The organism is Streptomyces sp. NPDC096013 (assembly GCF_044763565.1).
In the GTDB taxonomy this organism is placed as follows: Bacteria; Actinomycetota; Actinomycetes; order Streptomycetales; family Streptomycetaceae; genus Streptomyces.
Genome location: NZ_JBIWGK010000021.1, coordinates 92,269 through 118,900, shown reverse-complemented (window position 1 = coordinate 118,900; position 26,632 = coordinate 92,269). Strand labels below are relative to the sequence as shown.

Sequence of the window (26,632 nt, the reverse complement as noted above, 5' to 3'; positions counted from 1 at the left end):
CGGAATGCTGAGACCTGACTACAGCCTCGGCAACGGCTGACCGGACTGTCGATGAGGTGAGAGGCCGTCACTTTCAGCATGGTGATCCGGACGTCGACCGTATCGTGTCCTGCTTGGGTGATCGCCTATCCGCTGGCGTCACCTGGTGCGGGGTGCTCTGCGGTGGCGCGCAGGTGGCTCACGGCGGTCTCTGACTCACTGTCGGCGGGCTGGGCTTCGGCTGGTAGCGCGTCGCGGTATCCCAGGCGGAGCAGGCGTACGCGGAGCATCTGAAGCGAGTCGACGCACAGGACGAGGCGCGATGAGTGATCACCTCAAGGACTCCCAGGCCGTCTCCTGGGACGAGTTGGCCGGGGACTTCGCCTTCACCGACGCCGAAAGGACCAGATCTGCAAGGGGGCGCAGGCGCTGGTTGTGGCCTCCCGTGTCCACCGTCTCGCCGAGTTGCGCAAGCGGCAGCACACCCCACAGGTCCAGGTCGCCGAAGCCATGGGCGTCACCCAGGCGCGTGTCTCCCGCATGAGAAGGGCCAGCTCGAGCGCAGCGAGGTCGACACGCTTGCCGCCTACGTCAAGGCACTCGGAGGCACGCTGAAGAGTGTCGCTGACTTCGGTGACGAGACCTACGTCCTGGGCTGACCTGATCGGCGGGCTGAGGTCGGGAGCGTGGGCGGGGGCGCGTCCGGTGGGCGGGGCCTGCGCCGGACGTCCGTGGCGGGGCTGCGCCGGGGGCGTGGGATCAGCGCGCTGGCTGGCGCCGGCAGGGCCCTTCCTCACCGTTCCCGCACCATGGTCCACTGGGCCATGGCTGGCGAAACCGGCAGTGAGCTCACCGGAGGATCAGCGCCGGCCTGGCGGATGGGAACAGGCGATGGGGCTCATACGGCCTGAATGGTGATCAGATGCTCGCGTGGCGCGAGATCCTGTGGCGTGTGATCACCGGCGAGCAGGGTGCGGCGGTCCGCCAGCTCGGCCTGGCCGACAGCAGCCTCAGCCGCATCTCGCGGGCCGTGCGCTGGATCCGCGAGCACTACGTGCAGCCCTTCCGGGTCGAGGACGTGGCGCGCCAGTCCGGCATGGGCGTCTTTGCCTTCTACGGCAACTTCTACGCGGTGACCGCGATGAGTCCCCCTCCGGTTCCAGAAGCAGATCCGCCTCCAGGGGGCCCGGCTGCTGCTCGCCCCCCCACCCCGCAGACGTCACCGGAGTCGGCCACCGCGTCGGCTACGGCAGCCACTCGCAGTTCAGCCGGGGGTACCGCCGCCGGTTCGGCGCGCCTCCTAGCCAGGACGCCGCCCGCCTGCGGCGGACCGTGCGTGCGCCGGCCGGTCTCCTGCTCTGATCCGGATTGGCCCTGCTGGAGCATCGTGCAAGGACCGGCGAGGATAGTTCTACTGTCTGTGCAGGTCAGAGCGATTCAATGGGATCAGACGGTTCTCCCGGGCGGGCAGGAAAATGCCTGCCTGGCCGACGGATCCCGCCACATCGCCGAAGGGGCACACCATGAAGACAGTTCTGATCACCGGTACCTCGTCCGGGTACGGGCGCGAGAGCGCCCGCTACTTCCACGCGCAGGGGTGGAACGTCATCGCCGCGATGCGGACGCCGCGGCCGGACGTCCTTCCCTCCTCGCCCCGGCTGCGCGTCATCGAGCTCGACGTGACCAGGCCCGGGAGCATCACTGCCGCGTTCGAGACGGTGGGCCCCGTCGATGTTCTGGTCAACAACGCGGGCGTGCCCTGCATGGGCGTGTTCGAGAACACCCCCATGGCCCGCGTGCGGGAGGTCTTCGAGACCAACACGTTCGGCGTGATGGCGATGACGCAGGCGGTGCTGCCCCAGTTCCGCGAGCGTGGCAGCGGCGTGGTGGTCAACGTGACCTCGAGCGTGGTGCTGGGGCACATGCCGCTGACGGCCGTCTACAAGGCGAGCAAGATGGCCGTCGAAGGGTTCACCGCCTCCCTCGCCCTCGAACTCGCGCCGTTCGGCGTGCGGGCCAGGACGGTCGAGCCGGGCGCCTGCCTGACGACGAACTTCGCGGCCAACGCGGCGAAGAATGCCTCGCCGGACGAGCAGGTCCCCGCGCCCTACGCACCCTGGGCGGACAAGGCCATGGACGACTTCACGCGCCAGGAGCTGTTCACCAAGGAGAGCGACGTCGCCGAGACCGTGTGGCGAGCCGTGCACGACACGACCGGCCAGCTGCGGTTCCCCGCCGGTCCCGACGCGGTCGCGCTCTCCCAGGCGAAATGACCAGCCGGCGACCACCGCAGGGCAAGGCAGGGCAGGGCAGGGCGCCGGCACCCTCCGGCCGGGCGGCAGCGGGCCGCTGTGCGGGTGCCTGGCGCCGGTGCGCCTTCACAGGCCGCCGCCTGGTCTGATCTGTGAACCGGCGCCCGTGCCGGGGTGGGAGTTGCCGGGCGGGGCGCTCACTGCTTCACCGAAGCGTGGCGTGCTCCTGGGGGCACGCTTCCCGGGGCACCCTGTATGCGGTGGCGGGCCGGATCGGACGGGCGTGACCTGCCGTGCGGCGCTCCGGCCTGCACGGGCTACAGATCGTCGGGCAGGAGACGGAAGGCGGGGTGGCCGGTCAGGGGACGGATCATCCGGAAGTGGCGGTCGGCGGTGAACATGACGTCGGTGCGGTAAGCGGCGGCCAGGGCCACATTCATGGCGTCGGTCAGGCCGATGCCTTTGCCGCCGTCGGCGTCCGCGTACCCCTCGGCGACGGCGATCGCCGCGCTCAAGTGCGCGTGGACAGCCGGAACTTCGAATCGGCGGGTAGCCGTGTTGCGTTCGATGAACCGGGCTGCCGCCAGGGCCTTGCGGGTTCCCGCGCGCGCTGTGATCAGATAGTCCAGCTCGGCCAGGACCATGGGAGAGATGACCAGGTGGCTGACTGCAGCCAGGGCTTTCTTGTGCTCCTGATGGCCCGTGAGGTTCGGGTCGAGCAGACGGTACAGGGCGTTGGTGTCGGCGATCACGACCGGGTTCATTCCCCCATCCCCCTGAGCGTTTCCTCGATCTCGTCAACGGTGAGGTCGGGCAGGCCGAGGTCGGGCAGCTCGATGTCTCCCATGGGGCCGGTCGGGTAGGGGGGGACGTCGTTTTCGGTGATGGGTACGACCCGGGCGACGGGGGTGCCGTTCTTGGTGACGGTGACGGTCTCGCCGCGTGCCGCTGCGGCGAGGATCTGTGAGGATTTCTGGTTGAACTCGCGGGCGGTAGCCTCCATGTTCTACATGTTACTACATGGGGGGCGTGGACGGGAACGGACGGGCAGAAGGCTGAGAGGAGCCGGCGCCTCCTGCCGCTTGCGATCGGCGAAAACGTCATGGAGCTGGGACGTGGCACGGCGGACCGCGTCCTGCCCTGTGCGGGCACGGCCGCCCTTCCCGTACGCCCACCACGATGGCTCCGCCGCTGCCTCTGCCTCTGTCCTGCCTTCGCTCTGTCCGCCTCACTGTGCCCGGTCTGCTCCGGCATCACCGCACCGCGCGAGGCACTCGTCCGGTATCACGGTTTGTGTAAGGCGTGGAGCACGCGGACCGGTGTACGACCCCCTGAACCGGCGGACAGGCACCCGGTCCGGCCTTCCGGGGCCAGGCCGTCCGCGGGGCCGGAGTGGGGACCGGGGCGAAGCGCTCGCAGGTGAGCCGAAGACGACTGGCCTGGGCACGCGAGGGCGAATGGCTACCGCCGCGGCGACGGAGAAGAAGGAACCGATGGCGACCGGACGTCAGTGCACCGGACCGAAGAGGGGATCACGAATCCAGGATTCCAGACGCCTGGCCTGCGGTGGCAGGACCTCACCGGCTGGTGGACCGTCCGGCACGCATCCCGGCCACATCTGCGTGAGCCACACGTGTTCAGCGGTACCCAGCCGATCCCAGTGTCCGCGAACCTCACTCACGAGCCGGACACTGCGCTCGCCACCGGCACCATCGAGATGCCGGCCGAGATAGCAGATCGCTGACGCCACCTGCGACTGCACCTGGAGGTGCTGCGAGCGCAGGCCGCGGGGCGGTCCCGGACGACGCAAGATCTGCCCCAAGCGGACAAACGCCTGCTCCCAGGCCCTGTCGTCCCCCGCGCCGGCGAGGCCCACCATGGCGTAGTTCTTCAGGACCGCGTCACGGGCCGACAGAGCCTGCGCGAGATCAGCCGACGCCTCCGGCCCGCATCGCTTGGCCAGCGCAAGCGCCGCCGCACACCGCGTATCCCGCGGCCTTCCCTCAGCCGCCAGGACATTCCGCAGTGCCTGCGGACCCGCAGAGCCCTGGGCATCGCCCAGCACCGCGACCACGGACACGTGACGGCTCGAAGGAAGAACGTCCAATGCCGCGACGAGCTCGGCCTCACCTGCAGGACCATCCATCACGGCATCGCGAAGCGCGCCCTCGAAGACCTCGGCCTTTTGATGCCGCAACCGTTCCCCCAGCGAGGCCACCTCGGCTCCTTCCCTTGCTTCGTCCGGCCGCCACGATGACATGCCGCACTGACATGCCGCGTCCGGACCACGGGCCCGGGCGCGCATCCCATCCCGGCAACCGCCCCTGCGAGGCAGTTGCCCGCCTGGGCACGGAGATGCCCCCGCCCCGGCGCGAACACGCCCCGCCCTCCCGCGAACCCCCTTCCCCGCTCCTCCCGCGCCCCTCTTCCGGCCGGTATCCCGGAACCGTTGCAAAGAACCGTCCACCCGGTATATTTTGGCGGCGTCCGCACCCCTGGACAGTCCGTCCGGCCCCCGCAGAACGCGTGCCGGGCCCGCGCCGGACGAAGCCGCGGGAAGCCGTGAGAGGCCGAAGAGGCAGGCAGAAGGCAGGAAGGGAAGGAAAGGGGGCGGCGGGGGAGACACTGTGCCGCGCGGCGCACCGTGCGCGGCATCCGGCCCCGTGCGGTGCGTGATGCCGTGCGGGATGCCGCCGGATCTGGCGGCCTTCCCTGCCCCCGCTTCCCGTCTCCGGTCCGTACCCCTGCCTCCGGGCCCTCCTCGCCGTCTTCCGCCGCCGGCTGCGCTGTTGCCGGGTGTGCGGAGCTGGTTGCCGAGCGACGTGGTCCGGGACGGGATGGGGGAGACCTGGGATGACGAACACGACAGATACAGCAGGCACGGCGAACACAACGGGTACAGCAGGTACGGCGAGTACAGCAGGCAGGGCGAACACAACGGGTACGGCAGGTACGGCGAGTACAGCAGGCAGGGCGGGCACGGCAGGCAGGGCGGGCAGGGCGGGTGTGCCGGCGGCGCGTGGTGTGCCGGATGAGGCGGCCGCGCTCGTCGCGCCCGCCGTGCTGAGCGCGCCCGGTGCGCTCGGCACCGCGGACGGGTCCGGTGTGCCGCGCGCGGCGGGTGCGTCCGGCGCGGAGGGTGTGTCGGGTGGGGTGGGTGTGGTGCGGGCGCAGGTGGTGGTCGTGGGCGGGGGGCCGGTGGGGCTGCTGGTGGCGTGTGAGCTGGCGGGGTACGGGGTGCGCACGGTGGTGTTGGAGGAGCGGGAGGGGATCTCGGCGCGGCCGAAGGCGACCACGCTGCATGCCCGGGCGGTGCAGTGCCTGGTGCGGCGGGGGTATCTGGCCGGGGTGGCCGGGGGGTCCTGTGCGCCGGTGGCGACGCGGTGCGCGTTCCATTTCGCGGGGATGCCGGGGCTGGCGGTGTGTGCGCCGGCGCTGGAGCCGCCACCGGTCCTCAAGTGCGAGCAGGAGCAGCTGGAGCGGCATTTCGAGGCGCGGGCGCGGGCGGCCGGTGTGGTGGTCCTGCGCGGGCTGCGGGTGACGGGGGTGCGTCAGGGCCCCGATGGGGTCCAGGTCACCGCGAGCGGCCGGCAGGGGCCGGTGACGTGCACGGCCCGCTACGCGGTCGGCGCGGACGGCGCCCGCAGCACGGTCCGCCGGCAGGCGGCGTTCGCCTGCCGTACCTATCCGGCCACCGTCTCCGCGCTGGCGGGCGACGTCCGCCTGGAGCGGCCCGGCACCCTGCGCCCGGGCTGGCACCGCACCGCCACCGGCTGGATCGTCGTCAAGGACATCCCCGCCACCCCCGGCGGGGTGCGGCTGCGGACCCTGGACTGCACCGGCGCGCACCACGGCCGCCATCTGCCGCCCACCCTTCAGGAACTGCAGGCCGAGGTCGCCCGGATCACCGGGCGGGACGTGGCGATGGGGCAGGCGCGTTGGCTGAGCCGTTTCAGCGACTTCAGCCGGATCACCCTCTCCTACCGCGCGGGGCGGGTCCTGCTGGCGGGTGACGCCGCCCACGTGCACTTCCCCGTCGGCGGCCAGGGGCTGAGCGCCGGCGTGCTGGACGCCCTCAACCTCGGCTGGAAACTCGCCCTGGCCGTCCGCGGGGCGGCCGCGGACGGCCTGCTGGACACCTACGACCTCGAGCGCCGCCCGGCCGCGCAGCGCGTCATCGACCACACCCGCGCCCAGCTCGCCCTCATGCGCCCCGACACCGGCCTGGACCCGCTGCGCACCCTGTTTCGCGAACTGCTGGCCCGCGGCGGGGCGAACGGCGTGCTGGCCTCCATGGTCAGCGCCCAGGACACGGTGCTGCCCCCGCGCGCCGCCGATCCCTCCCCCTGGGAGGGACGGTTCCTGCCCAACACCGAACTCACCACCTCCCAGGGCCCTACCGACGTCATCCGCCTGCTGGCCGCCGGCCGCCCGCTGCTCCTGCTCGCCGACAGTGCCGACAGTGCCCGCTGGCAGGCGCAGGCCCGGCCGTGGTCGGGGCTGCTGCGGGTGGTGCGCACCGGCGCGGAAGCCGCCCTGCCGGGCGGCGCGGTCCTGGTCCGCCCGGACGGCTACGTCGGCTGGGCGGCCGGCGCCGGCCCCCTCACCGCCGCCCTGGGCGCCTACTTCCGCGAGGGCGGCAGCTGGGAGCACGCACAGCGCGACCCCGGCACCCCCGCCACCAGCACCAGCACCAGCACGGGCGCGGGCGCGGGCGCGGGAGTGATGGCCGGCGCGGGGGCCGGTGCCCGTCCTGGTACCTGAGCGGGGGCGGGGGATGGGGTGCCGGGCGGGGCCGGGTGACAGGTGCGGGGTGTGCTGCCGGGGCCTGGCGCGGTGCCGGCGGCGCTCAGCTGTTCCCGGACCCAGGCGCCCCGGGTCCCGGAGAGGTCCGCCGGGGCCGGTGCCGGGGGATCACCACGGACGGCAGTACGTGCCGCAGCAGACCGGCGGCCCGGCGCGGCAGGTCCTGGTGGCCCGACCGCGGCCGGGAGATGGCCTGCGCCCCGGCGAAGGCCCCCGCCAGGACGCCCGCGCTCTGCGCCGGCACCACGTGCGCCGGCGGCTCGCTCCGCTCCCGCGCCTGGTCCGGCAGTTCCGCGGGGACCAGGGGAGCCGGCGTGCAATCGGCGTAACAGGCGACGGTGCGCCGGGAACAGAGGGAACGGCCTCACAGGAATGGCCTCACAGAAACGGCCTGGCGGGCGGCGGAAGGAACGGAGGCACGGCGGATGCACACGAACGGCGACGGCAGCGGCGGGCGGCGGACGGTACTCCGCACCGGGGCCGGTCCCGGGACGGACGCCGGGGCCGGTGCGGGGGCCGGGCGGGAGGCGATGGCCCGAGGGCAGAGGCAGCAGTGGGGACAGCGGCCGGGGCGGGTGGTCCTGGTGACGGGGGCGACGGGGACGGTGGGCGGGGAAGTCGTCCGCGCGCTGCCCGCCCGGCTGCCCGCGGGCATGCGGGTGCGGGTCATGTCCCGGGACCCGGCGAGGGCCGCGGCGATGTTCCCCGGGGTGGAGGCGGTGGCCGGGGACTACACCCACCCGCCGTCGCTGGCCTCGGCCCTGCGCGGGGTGTGTACGGCGTTCCTGGTGACCGCGCGCCTCGACGGCGAAGGTGACGGTGACGACGACGCGGCGTTCGTCTCGGCCGCCCGTGCCGCCGGGGTGCGGCGGGTGGTGAAGCTGTCCGCGGCGGCCGTCCTGGATGACGGCGCGGACGACCTCATCACCCGCCGCCAGCGGGCCGGCGAGGAGGTGCTGCGCGGCTGCGGACTGGAGTGGACCCTGCTGCGCCCGCGCGCGTTCATGTCCAACTCCCTGTCCTGGGCCGCCTCCGTGCGCCGTGAGCGCACCGTCCGCGCGCTGTACGGGAGCGCGCCCAACGCGTGTGTGGACCCCCGCGACATCGCCGAGGTCGCGGTACGGGCGCTGACCGAGGAGGGCCATGCCGGGCGTGCCTACACGCTGACCGGCCCGCAGGCCGTGACCGCCGTCGAGCAGACCCGCGAGCTGGGCCGCCTCCTGGGTGTCCCGCTGCGTTTCGAGGAACTGACCGCCGCCCAGGCCCGCGCCGCGCTGGCCGCACGGTTCCCGCCCCCGCTCGTCGATGCCCTCCTGGCGAGCGCGGAACGCCAGCGTGCCGGCGCCAAGGCCCACGTCGAGGACACCGTCCCCGCCCTGACCGGCCACCCGGCCCGCTCCTTCCACGACTGGGCCCGCGACCACATCCAGGCCTTCATCCCGGACCCAGCCCCAGCCCCGGACCCAGCCCCGGACCCGGCCCCGAGCCCGGGCTCGTCCCCGGCCGGGACCGGGGCCCGCCGTCCCCCACGCTGACCCCGCCCCCGCGGTCTACGGCCTCCCCTCCGGCCGGCACCGGCCCGGCGGGCCAACTCCCCTGCCTCCACGGCGGTTTGGCGCGGCGAGGGGCACAACTGGGTCCCCCTTTCCGGCCGCGCGGGTGCCGGGGGAGTCGTGTCGCGAGGGCGGCGGACGTTCTGGCCCTTCCGGCCGGGTTCGTGATGCCGGCGTGTGGTGACGCCGGTTGGCGGCAGCCTGCCCTCGGCCCGGGACGTGCCGCGGCGCGCCTGCGCCGACGAAGCCCCCGAACGCCCACACCCACCCTGGCACCCACACCCACCCCAGCACCCACGCCCACGCGGTGGCCGGCCGCGTCCCCGGCCGGGGTGGGCATCACGGGCCGCTCGCAGGGGCTTTCGGGAAGCTGGTCCCACTCAGTGCCTGACGCTGTGGGGGATCTTGGTCGGGGGTCTGTCTCTGGGGATCATCGGACTGCGTGCGTGTGAGTGTCGCGAAACTCGGTAGCTGCTCGGGCCCGTTCTGCATACGTTCGGCCGCATGGCTGACGACTGCTTCGCGGATCCACGACTCGCCGCGATCTACGATCCGCTCGACGCCGACCGCAGCGACCTCGGTCCCTACCTGCGGATGGCAGAAGAGTTCCGGGCGCAGCGAGTACTGGACATCGGTTGCGGCACAGGGGTGTTCGCACTCCTCTTGGCCGGCCGCGGGATGGAGGTCGTCGGTGTGGATCCCGCCCAGGCATCCATCGACGTCGCCCGGACCAAGCCGGGAAGCGAACGTGTGCGCTGGATCTGCGGTGACGCGAGCGGTCTTCCACCGCTGCGGGCTGACCTCGTGACGATGACGGCCAACGTCGCCCAGGCCATCGTGGATCCGCAGGCCTGGCACAGCACGCTGCGAGGAGCACACCAGGCGCTGCGGCCCGGCGGGCATCTGGTCTTCGAGACACGCGATCCGGCCAGACGCGCCTGGGAGGAGTGGACCCGCGAGAAGTCCTGCCGCGTGAGCGAGATTCCAGGCATCGGCTCCGTCGAGAGCTGGGCCGAGCTCGTAGAGGTGAGCCTGCCGCTGGTGACGTTCCGCTGGACCTACAGGTTCGCAGTGGACGGGCAGGTGCTGACGTCGGATTCGACGCTGCACTTCCGCGAGCGGGATGAGGTCGAGCGGGATCTGGATGCGCACGGATACGAGCTGGATGGCGTTCGCGATGCGCCTGACCGCCCGGGAAGGGAGTTCGTCTTCCTGGCGCGACGTCCGTGATTGCGGGTGAAGGTTCGTCCGCCTCGCCTGCGGGCCCGTCCGGGACCAGGCCGTGCTGGAGGGTGACGAGTCACACGCAACGGTCGCCCCTCATGCCGCACGTCCGCCCTTCACGCCGGATGCCCGCGCCACCCCCGCACGCCGGAGGCCCGCCCCTCACGCCGCACGGCCGCGCCACCCCGCACGCCGCACATGCGCCCTTCACGCCGGGCGCCGGCCCCGCACGCACAACCGCCCCGCGTCCGCCAGCGCGTCGTCCCTGTCCGCGAGCTGCTGCCGACCGATCCTCAAGTGATCCCTCAGCACTTCTCCACCACCCGGCCCGACGATGGCCGTGGGCCGCAAGGGCCGGCGCAGCGCAACGGACCGGATCAGCCGGGCGGGCCGGGCGGACGGGGTCGGAGAGGAGGCAGGTGCCGGGCGGGCCGGGCGGACGGGGAAGCGGGTGGCGGACGCGGCGCCGGCGGACACCGGGCGGCGGCACGCACACCCCGCTCCGGCACCCCGTACCGGCCGTTTCCGGGCCGGTCACCACCCCTCCCCGCACCCTTTCCCGCTCCCGTCCGCACGGCCGGCCGCTGCCCGCACTCCTGCGCACCGCGTCCCCGCACCCTGGGGGCGGCGGCCCGCTGCGGACTGGGCCCGGCCGCGCACCCCGGCCGTGCGGGGCGGCGCCCGGCGCCCGCCGCCGCACCCGTGCTGCACGGCGGGGACGGCGGGGCGGGTTCCGGCGGACGCTCCACCGTGTCTGCGGGCGCTGTCCGCCGGCGGGAGAGGAAACCTCATGGATGTCTACTGTTGCTCTCGATGGGACGGACGGGACCGGGGCGGATCTCCTCACCTCCTTCCGGCCGTCCCGGAAACGGACCAGGGATGACGACGACGACGGCGCCGGCACCGCTCACGGCGGGGACGGGCGGCACGCATTCGCATGTGGCGGAGCTGCACGCGATCAGGGCCCAGGCGATGGCGGGGCCGAGCGAGCAGGCGACGGCGGCGCAGCACGCCAAGGGCAAGCTGACGGCCCGTGAGCGGATCGCTCTGCTGCTGGACGAGGGCTCCTTCCAGGAGGTGGAGCAGCTGCGCCGGCACCGGGCGACCGGGTTCGGCCTGGAGACCAGGAAGCCGTACACCGATGGTGTGATCACGGGCTGGGGGACGGTCGAGGGCCGCACGGTGTTCGTGTACGCGCACGATTTCCGGATCTTCGGCGGGGCGCTGGGCGAGGCCCACGCCACGAAGATCCACAAGATCATGGACATGGCGCTCGCGGCGGGGGCGCCGCTGGTGTCGCTGAACGACGGGGCGGGTGCCCGTATCCAGGAGGGGGTCAGCGCGCTGGCCGGCTACGGCGGCATCTTCCAGCGCAACACCCGTGCCTCCGGGGTGATCCCGCAGATCTCCGTCATCCTGGGTCCCTGCGCGGGCGGCGCCGCCTACAGTCCGGCGCTGACGGACTTCGTGTTCATGGTCCGGGACACCTCGCAGATGTTCATCACCGGCCCGGACGTCGTCAGGGCGGTCACCGGCGAGGAGATCACGCAGAACGGGCTGGGCGGCGCGGACGTGCACGCGGAGACGTCGGGGGTGTGCCACTTCGCCTACGACGACGAGGAGACGTGCCTGGCGGAGGTGCGCTACCTGCTGTCGATGCTGCCGCAGAACAACCGCGAGGCGCCGCCGGCCGTGCGCACCGCGGACCCGGCCGGGCGGCGCGGGGAGATGCTGCTGGAGCATGTGCCGGCCGACGGCAGCCGCCCCTACGACGTGACGGCCGTCATCGGGGAGATCGTCGACGACGGCGAGTACCTGGAGGTCCACGAGCACTGGGCGCGCAACATCGTGTGCGCGCTGGCCCGCCTCGACGGCCAGGTCGTCGGGATCGTCGCCAACCAGCCCCGCACCCTGGCCGGGGTGCTGGACATCCACGCCAGCGAGAAGGCCGCCCGGTTCGTACAGATGTGCGACGCCTTCAACATCCCCCTGGTGACCCTCCTGGACGTGCCCGGCTTCCTGCCCGGCGTCGGCCAGGAGCACGGCGGGATCATCCGCCACGGCGCGAAACTCCTCTACGCCTACTGCAATGCCACCGTGCCGCGCATCTCGCTGGTCCTGCGCAAGGCCTACGGCGGCGCCTACATCGTGATGGACAGCCAGTCCATCGGCGCCGACCTGACCTATGCCTGGCCCGCCAACGAGATCGCGGTGATGGGCGCGGAGGGCGCCGCGGGCGTCATCTTCCGCCGCCGTATCGCCGAGGCCGCCGATCCCGAGGCGATGCGGCAGAAGCTGGTCAAGGAGTACCGGGCGGAGCTGATGCACCCCTACTACGCGGCCGAGCGGGGCCTGGTCGACGACGTCATCGACCCCGCCGCCACCCGCGAGGTCCTCATCCGCTCGCTGGCGATGCTCCGCCGCAAGCACGCCGACCTCCCCTCCCGCAAACACGGCAACCCCCCGCAGTGAGAGGGCGGCCCGGGCCGTTCCCGGGCCGCCCACCCCACCCCTGAACAGCACGATCGGTCTCTTTACGGCGTCCCGAACCCCGCAGAAGCCGACCGGACGCCCCGTCGAGCGCCCCACTCCTGCCCCGCGCCCGCCGGGCCAGCCTGGTCCGTCCTTTCCGACCAGCCGCGCCGAAGATAGGCATATCCGCAGCTCAGTGGTGCGGGCGGGGGAGTGGCGGGGGTCCGGCTGCACGATGCATCAAAACAGCATGCACGGTTTGGTATTGACAAACCGTCCGGCCTGTTTTGTACTCGTGGTACCGGAAGACGGCACACACCCACCGAGGGGGCGACGGCGGTGCAGATCGACGTACTGGGCACACTGGATGTCAGGGAGAACGGGGTGTCGATCGCACCCACCGCACCCAAACCCCGCCAGGTCCTCGCGCTGCTGGCGCTGCACGCCGACCGGGTGGTCCCGGTGGCCGCCCTGGTCGACGAGCTGTGGTCGGGCCGCCCCCCGCGCAGCGTCCGCACCACCCTGCAGACCTACGTCCTGCAGCTGCGCGAACTGATCACCCTCGCCCTGCGCCAGCCCGGCGCCGCCTCCGCGGAGCTTTCCTCCCCGGCCGCGGGGCGCAGTGCCAAGGACGTCCTGGCCACCGTGCCCGGCGGCTACCTGCTGGTCTCCGCCGGCGGCAGCAGCGACGTGCGGGAGTTCGAGCGCCTGGCGGGGCTGGGCTACCGCGCGATGGACGCCGGCGACCACAAGGACGCCTCCCGCCTGCTGCGCGAGGCCCTGCTGCTGTGGACCGGGCCCGCCTTCGCCGGCGTGCCGGCCGGCGCCCGCCTGGAGACGGAGGCCCGGCGGCTGGAGGAGAGCCGGCTGTGCGCGCTGGACCAGCGCATTGAGGCCGACCTGCGGCTGGGCCGCCACCGCGAGCTCCTGGCCGAACTGACCGTCCTGACCAGCCGTTACGCCACCCACGAGAACCTGCACGCCCAGTTCATGCTCGCCCTGCACCGCTCCGGCCGGCGCGGCGAGGCCCTGGACGTCTACCACCGGCTGCGCGCCACCCTGGTGCGGGACCTGGGCCTGGAGCCCTCGCCCCGGCTGCGCCGGCTGCAGCAGTCGATCCTGGTGGCCGCGCCGGAGACCCCGCCCGCCCCGCGCCCGGCGGCGGACGCCGTCCCCGTGCTGCCCGCTGCCCGCGCCCGCGTCGGCGTCCGCCCCGCGTGAACCCGTCTGCCGGCGGCGGAGGCTGCCGGCGCGGCGGGATGCCGCGGGTGCGGCTGCGGCGCGGCGCGGGGAGTGGGTAGCCTCGGACGGAACACCAAGTTACCGATTGGTAACCGGTTTTTCGCCGGTTCGAGGAGTCCGCTCATGCAACTCGTCGCGATCATCGTGTCGCTGGCCCTGACCGTGACAGGCTTCGCCCTGTTCGGCCGCGCCCTCTTACGGATCTACCGCTTCCTGCGGCTCGGCGCCCCCGTCCCCCCGGGCCAGCGCACCGCCTCTTTCTGGCGGCGCAGCGCCATGCTGGGCAGGGAGTTCGCCGCCCACACCCGGATGAACCGCTGGGGCGTCATCGGCGTCGCGCACTGGTTCGTGGCAGTCGGCTTCTACGCCCTGCTCATCACCCTCGTCAACGCCACCGGCCAGCTCTTCCGCCCCGACTGGCTGCTGCCGGTCATCGGCGACTGGACCCCCTACAACGTGGCCGTCGAGTTCCTCGCCACGGCGACGGCCCTGGGCATCCTGGTCCTCATCGCGGTCCGCCAGCTCAGCCGGCCGGACAAGCCGGGCCGCAAGTCCCGCTTCGCCGGCTCCCGTTCGGGCCAGGCCTACTTCGTCGAGACCGTCATCGTCATCGTGAGCGTCTGCATCATGGTGCTGCACGCCCTGGAGGGCGCCCTGCACCACGCCGACGGCTACCAGGCCTCCTTCTTCGTCTCCTATCCGCTGGTCGCCCGCTTCCGGCAGATGGACACCGGCACCCTCCACACCCTCGTCTACGCCGTCGCCTGCCTGAAGATCACCACCTCCTACGTGTGGATGATCACCGTCTCGCTGAAGACCGACATGGGGATCGCGTGGCACCGTTTCCTGGCGTTCCCGAACATCTGGTTCAAGCGCAACGCGGACGGCGCCACCTCGCTCGGCGCCCTGCTCCCCATGACCTCGGGCGGCAAGCCGATCGACTTCGCCGACCCCGGTGACGACGACGTCTTCGGCGTCTCCCAGGTGGAGCAGTTCTCGTGGAAGGGCCTGCTGGACTTCTCCACGTGTACGGAGTGCGGGCGCTGCCAGTCGCAGTGTCCGGCCTGGAACACCGGCAAGCCGCTCTCCCCCAAGCTCCTGATCATGTCCCTGCGCGACCACGCCCACGCCAAGGCCCCCTACCTGCTGGCGGGCGGCGGCAAGTCCATGGAGGGCGAGGAGAAGGCCACCGAAGCCCAGCTGGCCGGCGTCCCCGCCGCGGCCCTGGCGGAGGCGGAGCGCCCGCTGATCGGCACGGCCGAGGAGGGCGGGGTGATCGACCCGGACGTCCTGTGGTCGTGCACCACCTGCGGGGCGTGTGTGGAGCAGTGCCCGGTGGACATCGAGCACGTGGACCACATCGTCGACATGCGGCGCTACCAGGTGATGATCGAGTCGGCGTTCCCCTCCGAGGCCGGCACGATGCTGAAGAACCTGGAGAAGAAGGGCAATCCCTGGGGCCTGGCGAAGAAGCAGCGCCTGGAGTGGCTCAAGGAGGTCGACTTCGAGGTTCCCGTCGTCGGACGCGACATCGAGGACCTCACGGAGGTCGAGTACCTGTACTGGGTGGGCTGCGCGGGAGCGCTGGAGGACCGGGCGAAGAAGACCACGAAGGCCTTCGCGGAGCTGCTGCACATCGCGGGCGTGAAGTTCGCGATCATGGGCGGTGACGAGAAGTGCACCGGTGACTCCGCCCGCCGCCTGGGCAACGAGCCCCTGTTCCAGGAGCTCGGCATGGAGAACGTCATGGCCCTGAACATGGCCTTCGGCGAGGAACTCGACGACGACGGCACGGTGGTGGCCCAGTCGGCGAAGCCGAGGTCGGCGAAGAAGATCGTCGCGACCTGCCCGCACTGCCTCAACACGATCGGCAACGAGTACCCGCAGCTCGGCGGCGACTACGAGGTCATCCACCACACCCAGCTCCTCCAGCACCTCGTCGATGAGGGCAGGCTGGTCCCGGTGACCCCGGTCGAGGGCATCATCACCTACCACGACCCCTGCTACCTGGGCCGCCACAACAAGATCTACACACCCCCGCGCGAGATCATCGCCAGCGTCCCGGGCCTGCGCAACGAGGAAATGCACCGCCACAAGGAACGCGGCTTCTGCTGCGGCGCCGGCGGCGCCCGGATGTGGATGGAAGAGCGCATCGGCAAACGCATCAACAACGAACGCGTCGACGAAGCCCTCTCCCTCAACCCCGACATCGTCTCCACGGCCTGCCCCTTCTGCCTGGTCATGCTGACCGACTCCGTCAACGGCAAGAAGAACGACGGCAAGGCAAAGGAATCGATCCAGGTGGTCGACGTAGCCCAGCTCCTCCTCGACTCGGTCCGGAGGCCGGGCGCGGGTGCCGCGGAGGGCGCCGCAGAGGATGCCGCGGAGGGTGCGGTGGCGCCGGAGTCCGCCGTGTAGGGGTGGCGGGGGAGTGCACGGGAGAACGGGGGGCCGCCTGAGGCGGCCCCCTAGCCGTTGACCAGCGATGTTCTTGGCTGCTTCGTGCCCGCATATATGAAACCGCTCATGCGGTTTGTTAGTGTGGGGGTGCGGTTCCTGCCCTGCCGTGTCCGTGCCGGCCTGCGGCTCCGCGGACACGGCGCCCTCCCGCACGGGTGTCCGTGCGCGTGAGGGGCGGGAAGCGCAGACGTTCCGGTGCCCAGGAGGCAGCACATGGTCAAGCAGGAGCGGGCCGCCCGCACGCGGCGTTCGCTGATCGAGGCCGCGTCCGAGGTGTTCGCCGAGGCCGGTTTCGCCCCCGCCTCGCTGGGCGCCATCAGCGCGCGGGCCGGTGTCAGCAACGGGGCCCTGCACTTCCACTTCGCCAACAAGAACATGCTCGCCGAGGCGGTCGAGGCCCAGGCCGCCGAGACGGTGGCCCGGATCACCCGGGCGGCCCGCGAACGGCAGGGCGACTCCCTGCAGGCGGTGGTGGACGCCACCCACGACCTGATGGACACCCTGGCCCGGGACCCCGTGGTCCGCGCCGGCTTCCAGCTCGCCGCCGACAGCGCCGCCCGCGCCACCCCGCCCGCGGACCCGGGACCGCGGGTGCGGTGGCGGCACTGGGTCGAGGACAGCCTGCGCCGCGCCGGACACCGCGGCGCGCTCGCACCGGGGCTGTCCTGGACGGACGCCGCCCGCGTCGTCGTCGCCGCGACCGTGGGCCTGCAGGTCCTCGGCGCCGCGGACGCCTCCTGGCTGCGCCGCCACAACGTCACCCGGCTGTGGGAGGTACTGCTGCCCCGCCTGGCCACCCGCCGCGACCTGAACACCCTGGTGACCTCCGGCACCCGCCCCTCCACCGCCACACCGGCCCGGGACCACTCCCAGCCGCCACCCGCCACCCGCTGACACCGGCCGCCGCCGCCCTCTTCCCCGCATCTCCCTCCATCTCCCTCCATCGCCCTCCGGTCTCCCGGCCCCGGCCTCCCGGCAGCCGGGACACGGACATGGGCACTGGGACCGCACGGGCACGGGTGCGGAAGAGGGGCGGGACGGCGGGATACGGACACCTGGAGGCCGGGTGTGCGCGGGGGCGGAGCCTGTGCGGCCGGCCGGAGCGCCGGCGGAGTATCGCCGGAGCGGGCCGGTGGCGGGCGGAGCGGTGCCGGCGGTGGCGGAGGGGCGTATTCCGGCCGGTCTGCCCGCATGTTCTGGCCCGGAGCACCTGCCGCCGCGCGCCGTTCGCGCCCCGCCCGCACGCCGCCCACGCCCCGTCCGCGGCAGGGCCGTTGAGGACCGCTCGAAGGCCGCTGAAGGAACCCGCGCCTCCGCTGCGGGGAGGGCTAGCGTGCCATTTCACCGACGCATTTCCGCCATCGGGAGTGCCCCACGACGAACGGAGGAAACCATGGAGATTCAGGTTCTGGGTCCGCTGTGTGCCGCCGTGAACGGGGACTCGATCGTCCCGACTGCCGGAAAACCCCGGCAGGTTCTCGCCCTGCTCGCGCTGTATCCGGGCCGCGTCGTGCCGGTGTCGACGCTGATGGAGGAGATCTGGGGGACGGAACTGCCGCAGAGCGCGGTGACGACGCTGCAGACCTACATCATGCAGCTGCGCCGCAGCCTCGGCACGGCCATGGGACCCGGCGCCCCCGGCGGCGCGAAGAACGTTCTGGCCACCCGGCACGGCGGCTACCTCCTGCAGGTACCGCCCCAGTCCGTGGACGTGCACACCTACGAACGCCTCATCACCGAGGGCCAGGAAGCCTTCGAACAGGGCGAGGACGACCGCGCCGCCCGCTGCTTCCGCCAGGCCCTGGCCCTGTGGCAGGGACCCGCCCTGGTGGACGTACGCCTGGGGCCCGTCCTGGAGATCGAGGTGCTGCGGCTGGAGGAGTCACGGCTGGTGACCGTCGAGCGGCGCATCGACGCGGACCTGCGGCTGGGCCGGCACGCCGAACTCATCGCCGAACTCACCGACCTGGTCGCCCGTCACCCCCAGCACGAGGGCCTGCACGCGCAGGCCATGCTCGCCCTGTACCGCTCCGGCCGGCAAGCCTCCGCCCTCGACGTCTACCGGCGGTTACGCAGACGGCTCATAGACGAGCTCGGCGTGGAACCCACACCGCAGCTCCAGCGCCTGCACCAGGCGATGCTCGCCGTCGACCCCGAACTCGACGTGATGGCCGGCCCCCGCCGCGGCTCCACCTTCGACCGCTACGCCGCGTAGCGCTCCGCCAGGACACCAGGCCAGAACCCGGCACCGGGCCAGGACGCGGGCCAGGGCCAGCACTTAGCACCAGGTCAGGATCCAACACCGGGGTCAGAGCCCGGGGCGAGATCAGGGGCGGCGCGGGCCCGGCACCGGAGCAGGCGCCGGGGAGGGGCAGGAATTCCGGGTCAGGGCCTGAGCCTGGGTCAGGTGCCGGGCCAGGGCCGGGATTTCCGGGTCAGGGTCAGAGTCCCGGGGGCAGGCGCCGGGCCCGGGGCAAGGGGGGCCGGGGCCCGACACCAGGTCAGGGTCAGGGGCAGTGGCAGGGTTTGGGGCCGGGTGTCGGCTCTCCGCCCAGGCGCCCGCACACCCGCAGGCGGCCCCGGCAGGCGGCCCCGGCGACGGGCCGTAGACGACAGGCGGACGCGAAGTACCCAGCCTGGCCTCGCTCAGCCCCGCTCCGCCCCCTGGGCTCCGCCCCCCAGCTCGGCTCCGCCCCCCAGCTCGGCTCCGCCTCTGAGATTCGCTCCCTTCAGCTCGGCTCCGCCAGCTCGGCCCGGGGGAACGCCACCTCGGCCCACCCCGTCCGGCCCGGCCCGGGGAAAACGCCGACCCGATCCGCCCTGTTCCGTCACCGGGCCCGCAGGCCTCAACCCGGCCCGCACCAGCCGCCGTTGGGGAAGCTCTGTACTGCGGCCCGCACCGGCCACGGTGGGGAAATTCCCGTACTACGGCCCGCACCGGCCGCCGTTGGGGAACCCTGTACCGCAGCCCGCAGCCCGCAGCCCGCAGCCCGCAGCCCGCAGCCCGCAGCCCGCAGCCCGCAGCCCGCAGCCGTTGGGCAAGTCCCGTACCGCGGCCCGCATCAGCGGCGGTCGGGCAAGTCCCGTACCGCGGCCCGCACCCGCGCCGATCGGGCAAGTCCCCTGCCCCGGCGGCCAGGTGACCTCCCGCTGCGGCCCCGCGCCCGCAACACCCCACCGCTGCCCGGCCCGTGAGGTGCCGCGCCCGCAACACCCCACCGCTGCCCGGCCCGTGAGGTGCCGCGCCCGCAACACCCCACCGCTGCCCGGCCCGTGACGTCCCGGGCAGGTCGTGGCATCCTCCGCCACCGCCCGCGTACGGCTGTGTGTGTTCTCGAGTGGGGTTCGAGGGCGGGCGGCAATGCTCGGAATCCGCCCCGTCGCCTCGCCGCCGCGTGGTGCCGGGAGGGGACACACAGGAGGATGCCATGCCGGACGAACAGCCAGTGCGGCTGCACTGTTTCGCTCATTCCGCTGAGGGCGTCTCCGTCTTCGACCACTGGGCCGCGAGTGTGGGCCCCGGCGTACAGCCCCTCCCGGTCCTTCTGCCGGGCTGCGCCCCGCGGCGCGGCGAGCCGCGGGTGACCACGCACCGGGCGCTGCTGGCCGACGTCCTGCCGCGGTTCACCGGCCCCGGCCAGGGACCCTTCGTGCTGTACGGGCACGGATTCGGCGCGATGATCGCGCTGACCGTCGCCCGCGCCCTGCACGAGGCGGGCCTGCCGGGGCCGGCGCTGCTGGCCGTCGGCGCGTGGCCGCCGCCGCGCCTGCCGGCCGGGCTGCCCGACGCCCGCCGGGCCACGGACGCCGAACTGCTGCACGTCCTGGGCGGCCGCGGCGCGGTCCCGGCCGGCAGCGACGAGGGCATCTGGCTGCGGGCCGTCCTGCCGGTGCTGCGCGCCGACCTGGCGCTGGCCCAGTCCCTGCACGAGGCAGTCCGCAGGGACAGCCCGCAGGGCCCGCTCACCACCCCGGTCCTCGTCGTCGCCTCCCAGGACAACCCGCTGGCCGCGTCCCGGGGGGCGGAGGGCTGGCACCGGTGGACCCGCGGCCCCGTCCGCTCGCGGACCGTCCCGGGCCGGCACTTCTTCGTCCGCGGCGGCCGTGAACTGCCCCGCCTGGTGGGCCGGGCCTGCCGCGTCGTACGGCGCCTGACCCCCGAGCCCGCCCCCGTCGGCTGACCGCCGCCGCGCCCTGCGCGGACCGGCCGCGTCCCGGCCGGCACACCGCGGCACAGGGACAGCCGGCACAGGGACAGCCGGCGCAGAGCCGCCGCCGGCCAGGGACGGCCGGCGTACTGCGCGGACCCGCGCAGACATGTGAAGAGAGAAGAGAGGTGTCCGGGATGGCTGGTGAGCGGGACGGCAGGACGGTCCACCGCATACAGGTGGCCGCACCCGCCGGTGTGGTCTACGCCGTGTTGGCCGATGCGGCCAACCTGCCGCTCTACTTCGCCCCGAGCGTCCATGTGGAGCAACTGGACGCCGCCGGCGGACGCGAACGCCTGCGGATGTGGTTTCTGGTGGGCGGCCGGCTGGAGTCGTGGACCTCGTGGCGCACTCTGGACCCGGTGGAGCGCCGGATCGAGGTCTGCCCGGAAGCGCCCGGCTCCCCGCTGGAGTCGATGCGCGGCGTGGTCAGCATCCGCGACCGCGGCCCCCACGCCAGCGAACTCGAACTGCGCTACGGCTTCGCCGCCCCCCACGGCCCGGCCGCTAGCCGCCTGTGGACGGGCCGGGTCTCCGACCTGAACATCCGCACCCAGCTCACCCAGCTGAAACGGTTCGCCGAACGCTGGAGCCGCCTGGACGACCTGGTGCTGTCCTGCGAGGACTCCGTGCGCGTGCAGGGCCCGGCCGAGGCGGCCTACGACTTCCTCTACCGCGCCGGGGACTGGCCCGCCCACGTCGCCCACATCAGCGCGGCCCAGGTGCGCGAACAGGCGCCCGGCATCCAGCACCTGACCCTGCGCACCCCGGCCGGCGACGGCGTGCACACCAGCGAATCGGTACGGATCTGCTTCCCGCATGCGGGCCGCATCGTCCACAAACAGACCACGCCCGCCCCGCTGCTGGCCGCCCACACCGGCGAGTGGTCCCTCACCGAGGACGAACAGGGAGCGACCCTCACCTCCCGGCAGACCGTCGTGCTGTGCGAGGAGGACATCCCCGCACTCCTGGGCGACGGCAGCGACCTGGCCGACGCCCGCCGCCAGGTACACGCCGCGCTCACCCGCGACTGCCGCGAACTGCTCACCCTGGCCAGACAGCACGCCGAGAGCTCCGTCCGCATGCTGGTGCCCCCCTCCCGCCCCATCTGCTAGAGAACGCCTGGAGCCGGCCCCCGCACCACGACCGCGGACGGCCGGCAAGGGGTACGGTGACGCCCGTCCGCCCGTCCGCCCGTCCGCCCGTCCGCCCGTCCGCCCGTCCGCCCGTCCGCCCGTCCGCCCGTCCGCCCGTCCGCCCGTCCGCCCGTCCGCCCGTCCGCGGCCACCCGGTCCACGGCTTCCGGCGTACGGCTTCCTGCCCTTGCGACTGCCGTCCTGCGGCTGCCCGATGGCCGTCCGTCAGGCCGCCGCGTCCGGGACACACGCCGACTGCCGCAGCGGTGGCGGTGAGGGTGCGAGCGGCCGGTGTGCGCAGAAGGGGCGGGGCGGCGGGCCGCCGTGCCACCCCTGGCCTCCGGCCACCCTCCGCACCTGGCGGGTCGCCGTCTTCCCCGTGGGGGAGGCGTCCCGCACGCCCTCGCCCGCCCCTCCTCCCGCCCGGCCGTCTGCCGTTCTCGTGACCTGCTCGCACCCCGCTGCACATCCGCTCGGGGAAACGGACTCCGGCCGCGTAGGGCCATTAACGTGCTCATCTCGACCGTTGTGGACGCAGGCAGGCCAGGAGGCCGTCATGGCAGAGAGGCAGCACCGCCCGGACCGGCCCCCGTACACCGGGCCCCGCACCGCCCGCGTCCCGTCCGCGTCCACCGGGACCCCGCAGGACCCGCACGCCGCCGCGCAGGACCCGCCGGGTCCGCCGGACCTCCCCGGCCCGTCCACGGCGGCCGGTCCGGCCGCACGACGTCCCGTCCGCCCGTACCGCGTCCGCCGAGAGGAGACAGAGGGGATGCGGCCTGCCGCACCGGCCCGCACACCCCCGGACACCATGACCGCCGACCTCGTCCCGCACGCGCCGACCGTGGTGGTCCTCGGTCCCGGCCCCGCTCTCCCCGCCCGCACCGCACCGTGGGACCTCGAACTGCGCGGCCCGCTCGACACCGCCGCACTGGAACGCCTCCTGGAGCGGTCCGCGGTCGGCGGCCGGCACCAGCTGCTGCGCCACGGCCCCGACCGCCACACGCTGCGCTGCACGGCGGTGGGGGACACCCCGGCCGCCACGGTGGCGGGCCGTCTCGCCGATCTGCTCACCACGACGGCCCGGCCCGTCCACCCGCTCACCCCCGCCCAGCGCGCCCTGCCCGCCGAGACGGGCGCCGGCCACACCTGGGGAAGCTGGGAGGCGGTGTATCTCGACACCGCCGCCGGGACGGACACGGACGCGGTCCGCCGGGCCCTGCACACCGTCGTGACCGCCCACCCCCAGCTGCGCCTGCGCCTGGACACCGCGCACGGCCGTCTCACCGGCCCGGCCGGCCCGGCGGGCCAAGACCTGCTGACGGAGGGGGAGTTCACCGACGAAGCCGGCTTCACGGCGGCCGTCACCGCCCTGGGCCGCACCCTCGACGCCCCCGCCGGCATCCACCTGCGCGCCCTCCTGGCCCGCGACCACCGCCCCACCGGCCCCCGCACCGACCGCCTGGCCCTCCTCGCCCACCCCCTGATCACGGACCCCGCCTCCTGGCACACCCTCCTCACCGACCTGACCACAGCCCTCGGCACCCCGGCCGCCGACCCGCCCAAGCCCCTCCCCACCACCGCCACACCCGGTCCGGCCGCGGCGTCTGATCCGGTCACGCGTGGGGGCAGGGAAGCCGCTGTCCCTACGGACGCCGCGCCCGGTCCGGCGGCGAGTCTTCCCCCGGTCACGGCCGTCGGCCCGGTCACGGCGTCTGATCCGGTCAGGTGTGGAGGCCGAGAAGCTGGTGCGCCCACAGCCGCGACACCCGGTCCGGCCGCGGGAGCCCCCTCGGCTGAGGCTGCCCCCGGGCCGGCCGCTGCCTCCGGCCCGGCCGCGGCATCTTCCTCTGCTACGGCACCTGACCTGGCCTTTGACTTCTCCCCGGCCGAGATCCGCGACGCGGCGCAGGCGCGGTACGCCGACGACGCCCTGGCCGACTGGGTCGCCGGTCTGCGCGAGCTGGCCGCCGATCCCGCCGAGGCCCGGCACTGGAGCCTGGTCGCCGAGCGCAGGTCCCGCCAGGCAGCCTCCACAGCCGGGCCGTCCCGCCCGCAGGAGCAGGCCGGCGCCGGCGCGCCCTCCCACACCGCCCCATCGCCGGCCCCGGACCCTGCCACCGGCGCCGGACCGGATGCCGCTGAAGACTCCGCCCCAGGTACCAACGCCGGGACCGCGGAGACGGCGGGGTTGGACACCTCCGCCCTGCCGCCTGCCCCAGGCACTGTGGCGGACACCGGACCGGGCACCGAGGCAACCGCCACGGGAACAGGGTGCGGCGCCGGTGTCCCACAGCCCGCCCCGCGCCCCGGCCCGGACAGCACCCCGCTGCCTATCCCCGCCACCGGTTCCGACCTCGACCCCGGCTCGTCCACCCCCGCCCCCGGTCCCGACTCGTCCACCCCGGAGGAACTCCCGGTCGCCACGCCGGATCTCGTTCCGCCCCCGGCCCCGGCCTCCGGGACCCCGCAGGACGTCGTCCCGGGTGCCGGCGTGGGCGGGCAGGCCGCCTTCACTCTGGACGAGGAGCGGACCGAGCGGGTCGCCGGGCAGCTGGCCCGGCGGCTGGCGCTCACTCCGGAGCAGGTGCTGACCGGGGTGTTCGCGCTGGCCCTGGCGCGTTGGCAGCGCGTCGACGAGGTCGGGTTCGACGTCCGCAGTGATCCCAGGAGCGCTCATCCGGGTCTGCGCCGCCACCTCGGCCGGCTCACCGATGTCCATCCGGTCCAGCTCACCCTGGATCCCGCTTTTGGTGCCCTGGGCCAACTGGCCGCCGCGGCGGGCTTCCTGGCCGCCGGCACCGGCCGGGCCGCGGGCGGTGCCGGGTTCGGGGCCTGCCGGGAGTTCAGCCCCGACCCGCTGCTGCGTGCCGCGCTGCGCGCCCTGCCGCCGGCTTTTGCCTGTCTGGTGCTGCCCGGCCCGGAACGGACCCCGCCCGCCGCGGTCCGCCCGGTGCCCGGCCTGCCGCACCACCGCACCCACGGCCTCCAGGCCCAGGCGCAGATCACCGCCGGCCGGCTGCACCTCACCCTCGACCTGCTCCCCGGCACCCCGGCACCCGCAGGCCCTGCGCCCGCCGGCCCCCCGGTGCCCGCCGGCCCTGCCCCGCGTCCGGCACCCGACGGCTTCCGGTCCCCGGGCCCCGGCGGCCCCGCCGCCCGCTCCGCGGCCGCCCTCGCCTCCCACCTGAGGGACGTACTGGAGGAACTGGCCGAGGCCGCCACCGCGCCGGTCCCGGCCGCGTTCGCGCCGACCGCGCAGCAGGCGGCCCTCTGCGCGGGGGGCGACGCGGCTCCCGGGACGGGCCGGCATGTCGAGCAGCTGGTGTGGGTGTGGCACGGGCCGCTGGACACCGACCGCTTCGCTGCCGCCTGGCAGTCGGTCTTCGACGGCGAGACGGTCCTGCGCACGGCGTTCACCGCCACGCAGCCGCCCCAGCTGATCGTGCACAGCCGGGTCACCCCGGACATCACCCGCCGCACCACCCCCGCCGGCGGCTGGCCGGCGTTCCTGGAGGAGGACCGGCTGCGCGGCTTCGACCTGCGCTGCCCCGGCGCGCTGCGCCTGACCCTGCTGGAGAGAGACCCCGCACCGCCTCCCGGCACCGCCCCGCCCGCCCGGATCGTGCTCACCTACCACCGCGCCCTGCTCGACACCTGGAGCGCACACCTCCTGCTGCGCACCTTCTACCGTGCCTACCTCGCCGGCGGCACCCTGCCCGGCGGTGAACGCCGGCCCGACCTGCGCGACTACACCGCCTGGATCGCCGCCCAGGACGCAGGCCCGGCCCGGGCGCTGTGGGCGCGCTGGACCCCTTCCGGTACCGCCGCCACCCGGCCGGGGCGGCCCTCCGGCGCCACCGGCGGCAGCGGAGTGGGCCGTGCCCGGCTGCGTCTGAACCCCGCGGAAACCATGCGCCTCGCCCGCTGGGCGGGCACCTGGGGCATCGCGGAGAGCGGTGTGCTGCAGGCCGTCTGGGCGATGCTGATCTACCGTGCGTCCGGCGCCGGCGGACCGGCCCCGGTCTCCTTCGCGGTGACCGTGCCGGGCCGGGGCATCCCGCTGGACGGCGCGGCCTGGCTGCCGGGCCCGCTGCGCAACCTGCTGCCCGTGTCCCTGCGGATCGACCCCGCGGACACGGTGCCCGGACTCCTGCGCCACCTGCGCGACCGCGCCCTGGACATGGCCGCCTACGAATGGCTCTGCGACGACCGGCCCCCCGCCAGCGCCGGTCCGGCGGAGGCAAGGCGCGCGGAGACCGTCCTGGTCTTCGAGGACCCGCCGCATCCGGTGCACGGCCTGGAGAGCGACCTGGCCGCCCAGGGCATCCGGGCCGAGTTCCCCGGCACCCTGCCCGCACGGTCCGTGCTGCCCCTGGCCCTGCTCGCCCACCACGACACCGCCGGCGGCCTCATCCTCACCGGCGTCCACGACCGGGCCCTCCTCGACGAGGCGGCCGCCGCAGAACTCCTGGTGCAGAGCGCCCTGCTGCTGCGCGAACTCCCCCTGGGAGCAGACGAGTTCACCACCGTCGGCCAGGTCCTGAAACTCCTCGACGGCCGAGCCGTACCCCCCATGGCCGACCCCCCGCCCACGAACCCCACCGGCCCGGCTCCCGGCCCCACCGGCCCGGCCGGCCCGGCTCCCGGCCCGGCCGTCCCCGGTGCCGCCGCCGGGCCCACGGCCCCTGGCCCTGAGCCGGTCGCCCCCTCCGCCAGCCCCGCGGCTCCGCCCGCAGGCCCCGCCACGCCGGCCGGGCTGCCCCCTGCCCCCGCGCACCCCGCCGCCCCGCCGGCCGTTCCGGCTGCCCCGCTGACCCTGCTGCGCGCCGCCCGGCACGACCGGGCGGGCACGGTCTGTCTCGTCCCGCCCCCCGGCGTCTCGTCCAGCTGCTACGACCTGCTGCCCCCGGCCTACCCCGGCCCCCAGGAACTCCTGCTCCTGACCGCCCCCGCCGCGGACACGGCCCCCGCCACGGGCGTCCCCGGCCCGGCCGCCGTCACGGATGCGGCTGTCGCCGCTCTGGCCGTGCGCAGTGCCGGCCGGCCGCTGCTGCTCGCCGGGTTCTCCGGGGCCGGTGCCGTGGCGTGCGCGCTCGCCGGGCGTCTGGGCGGTGAGGGGCGCCGCCCGCCCCGGGTGGTGCTGGCGCCCGCCCCGCCCGGCGAACGCGAACGCGCCCGGATCCTGTCCCGTGCCCTCCAGGACGCCACCGCACCGCCCCCGTGACCGGCACGCCCGCTCCACCTCTGTTCCGCCGGGCTTCGACCCCGCCTCGTGCGCGGCCGGGGACCGTGACGGT

At 74.1% G+C, this 26,632-nt stretch carries 16 protein-coding genes and 1 pseudogene; 14 read left to right on the top strand and 3 right to left on the bottom strand.

The genetic code is table 11. The features are described 5' to 3' along the window. The first annotated feature begins 414 nt into the window (after positions 1-414). From ACIRB1_RS41975 to ACIRB1_RS41965, 3 genes and pseudogenes are all read left to right on the top strand, one after another. The gene (locus ACIRB1_RS41975; RefSeq protein WP_403469280.1) at positions 415-594 is read left to right on the top strand and encodes a helix-turn-helix domain-containing protein; all 180 of its coding nucleotides are present in this window, start codon (positions 415-417) and stop codon (positions 592-594) included. Positions 595-904: 310 nt separating this feature from the next. Continuing rightward, positions 905-1,341, top strand: a pseudogene (locus ACIRB1_RS41970) (helix-turn-helix transcriptional regulator); the annotation flags it as partial. Positions 1,342-1,502: 161 nt separating this feature from the next. Then, positions 1,503-2,252: an SDR family oxidoreductase gene (locus tag ACIRB1_RS41965; protein ID WP_403469279.1), complete on the top strand. Its 750-nt coding sequence runs from the start codon at positions 1,503-1,505 to the stop codon at positions 2,250-2,252. A 296-nt stretch (positions 2,253-2,548) separates the two neighbouring features. On the opposite strand, the gene ACIRB1_RS41960 is transcribed toward ACIRB1_RS41965, so the two are convergent. The 3 genes from ACIRB1_RS41960 to ACIRB1_RS41950 all read right to left on the bottom strand — a co-directional run bounded on the left by ACIRB1_RS41960 (position 2,549) and on the right by ACIRB1_RS41950 (position 4,449). Further along, a complete protein-coding gene (locus ACIRB1_RS41960) occupies positions 2,549-2,995 on the bottom strand; it encodes a PIN domain-containing protein (RefSeq protein WP_403469278.1) in 447 nt (148 codons plus the stop codon). Further along, positions 2,992-3,234, bottom strand: coding sequence for a type II toxin-antitoxin system Phd/YefM family antitoxin (locus tag ACIRB1_RS41955; protein ID WP_403469277.1), 243 nt, complete (start codon positions 3,232-3,234; stop codon positions 2,992-2,994). The genes ACIRB1_RS41960 and ACIRB1_RS41955 overlap by 4 nt, the downstream gene beginning before the upstream one ends. Before the next feature lie 504 nt (positions 3,235-3,738). Then, positions 3,739-4,449: a hypothetical protein gene (locus ACIRB1_RS41950; RefSeq protein ID WP_403469276.1), complete on the bottom strand. Its 711-nt coding sequence runs from the start codon at positions 4,447-4,449 to the stop codon at positions 3,739-3,741. Between the two features lie 806 nt (positions 4,450-5,255). Between ACIRB1_RS41950 and ACIRB1_RS41945 the strand changes: the two genes are divergently transcribed. The 11 genes from ACIRB1_RS41945 to ACIRB1_RS41895 all read left to right on the top strand — a co-directional run bounded on the left by ACIRB1_RS41945 (position 5,256) and on the right by ACIRB1_RS41895 (position 26,559). Continuing rightward, a complete protein-coding gene (locus tag ACIRB1_RS41945) occupies positions 5,256-6,995 on the top strand; it encodes an FAD-dependent monooxygenase (RefSeq protein ID WP_403469275.1) in 1,740 nt (579 codons plus the stop codon). 617 nt (positions 6,996-7,612) lie between these two features. Then, the gene (locus tag ACIRB1_RS41940) at positions 7,613-8,572 is read left to right on the top strand and encodes an NAD(P)H-binding protein (RefSeq protein ID WP_403469300.1); all 960 of its coding nucleotides are present in this window, start codon (positions 7,613-7,615) and stop codon (positions 8,570-8,572) included. Between the two features lie 522 nt (positions 8,573-9,094). Beyond that, a complete protein-coding gene (locus ACIRB1_RS41935; RefSeq protein WP_403469274.1) occupies positions 9,095-9,820 on the top strand; it encodes a class I SAM-dependent methyltransferase in 726 nt (241 codons plus the stop codon). Between the two features lie 873 nt (positions 9,821-10,693). Further along, positions 10,694-12,286 carry an acyl-CoA carboxylase subunit beta gene (locus ACIRB1_RS41930; RefSeq protein ID WP_403469273.1) on the top strand — a complete coding sequence of 531 codons (1,593 nt, stop codon included), beginning with the start codon at positions 10,694-10,696 and terminating at the stop codon, positions 12,284-12,286. Between the two features lie 339 nt (positions 12,287-12,625). After that, a complete protein-coding gene (locus ACIRB1_RS41925) occupies positions 12,626-13,507 on the top strand; it encodes a BTAD domain-containing putative transcriptional regulator (RefSeq protein WP_403469272.1) in 882 nt (293 codons plus the stop codon). A gap of 144 nt (positions 13,508-13,651) precedes the next feature. Continuing rightward, positions 13,652-15,946: a (Fe-S)-binding protein gene (locus ACIRB1_RS41920; RefSeq protein ID WP_403469271.1), complete on the top strand. Its 2,295-nt coding sequence runs from the start codon at positions 13,652-13,654 to the stop codon at positions 15,944-15,946. Between the two features lie 255 nt (positions 15,947-16,201). Then, positions 16,202-16,882, top strand: a complete 681-nt coding sequence (locus ACIRB1_RS41915) for a ScbR family autoregulator-binding transcription factor (RefSeq protein ID WP_403469270.1) — start codon at positions 16,202-16,204, stop codon at positions 16,880-16,882. 499 nt (positions 16,883-17,381) lie between these two features. After that, on the top strand, positions 17,382-18,203 hold the full coding sequence (locus ACIRB1_RS41910; RefSeq protein WP_352185141.1) for an AfsR/SARP family transcriptional regulator: 822 nt from the start codon (positions 17,382-17,384) through the stop codon (positions 18,201-18,203). Between the two features lie 1,213 nt (positions 18,204-19,416). Further along, positions 19,417-20,169 (top strand): thioesterase II family protein, encoded by a 753-nt coding sequence (locus ACIRB1_RS41905; protein ID WP_403469268.1) that lies wholly within the window; start codon positions 19,417-19,419, stop codon positions 20,167-20,169. 164 nt (positions 20,170-20,333) lie between these two features. Continuing rightward, positions 20,334-21,311 carry an aromatase/cyclase gene (locus ACIRB1_RS41900; protein WP_403469267.1) on the top strand — a complete coding sequence of 326 codons (978 nt, stop codon included), beginning with the start codon at positions 20,334-20,336 and terminating at the stop codon, positions 21,309-21,311. 577 nt (positions 21,312-21,888) lie between these two features. Continuing rightward, complete coding sequence (locus ACIRB1_RS41895; protein ID WP_403469266.1) at positions 21,889-26,559, top strand: condensation domain-containing protein; 4,671 nt, start codon at positions 21,889-21,891, stop codon at positions 26,557-26,559. The last annotated feature ends 73 nt before the right edge of the window (positions 26,560-26,632 follow it).

What these genes read in the sequence shown, in the direction of transcription:
- ACIRB1_RS41965 (WP_403469279.1), top strand. Translation starts at nt 1,503, where the DNA reads ATGAAGACAGTTCTGATCACCGGTACCTCGTCCGGGTACGGGCGCGAG.
- ACIRB1_RS41960 (WP_403469278.1), bottom strand. Translation starts at nt 2,995, where the DNA reads ATGAACCCGGTCGTGATCGCCGACACCAACGCCCTGTACCGTCTGCTC.
- ACIRB1_RS41955 (WP_403469277.1), bottom strand. Translation starts at nt 3,234, where the DNA reads ATGGAGGCTACCGCCCGCGAGTTCAACCAGAAATCCTCACAGATCCTC.
- ACIRB1_RS41935 (WP_403469274.1), top strand. Translation starts at nt 9,095, where the DNA reads ATGGCTGACGACTGCTTCGCGGATCCACGACTCGCCGCGATCTACGAT.
- ACIRB1_RS41930 (WP_403469273.1), top strand. Translation starts at nt 10,694, where the DNA reads ATGACGACGACGACGGCGCCGGCACCGCTCACGGCGGGGACGGGCGGC.
- ACIRB1_RS41920 (WP_403469271.1), top strand. Translation starts at nt 13,652, where the DNA reads ATGCAACTCGTCGCGATCATCGTGTCGCTGGCCCTGACCGTGACAGGC.
- ACIRB1_RS41915 (WP_403469270.1), top strand. Translation starts at nt 16,202, where the DNA reads ATGGTCAAGCAGGAGCGGGCCGCCCGCACGCGGCGTTCGCTGATCGAG.
- ACIRB1_RS41910 (WP_352185141.1), top strand. Translation starts at nt 17,382, where the DNA reads ATGGAGATTCAGGTTCTGGGTCCGCTGTGTGCCGCCGTGAACGGGGAC.
- ACIRB1_RS41905 (WP_403469268.1), top strand. Translation starts at nt 19,417, where the DNA reads ATGCCGGACGAACAGCCAGTGCGGCTGCACTGTTTCGCTCATTCCGCT.
- ACIRB1_RS41900 (WP_403469267.1), top strand. Translation starts at nt 20,334, where the DNA reads ATGGCTGGTGAGCGGGACGGCAGGACGGTCCACCGCATACAGGTGGCC.
- ACIRB1_RS41895 (WP_403469266.1), top strand. Translation starts at nt 21,889, where the DNA reads ATGGCAGAGAGGCAGCACCGCCCGGACCGGCCCCCGTACACCGGGCCC.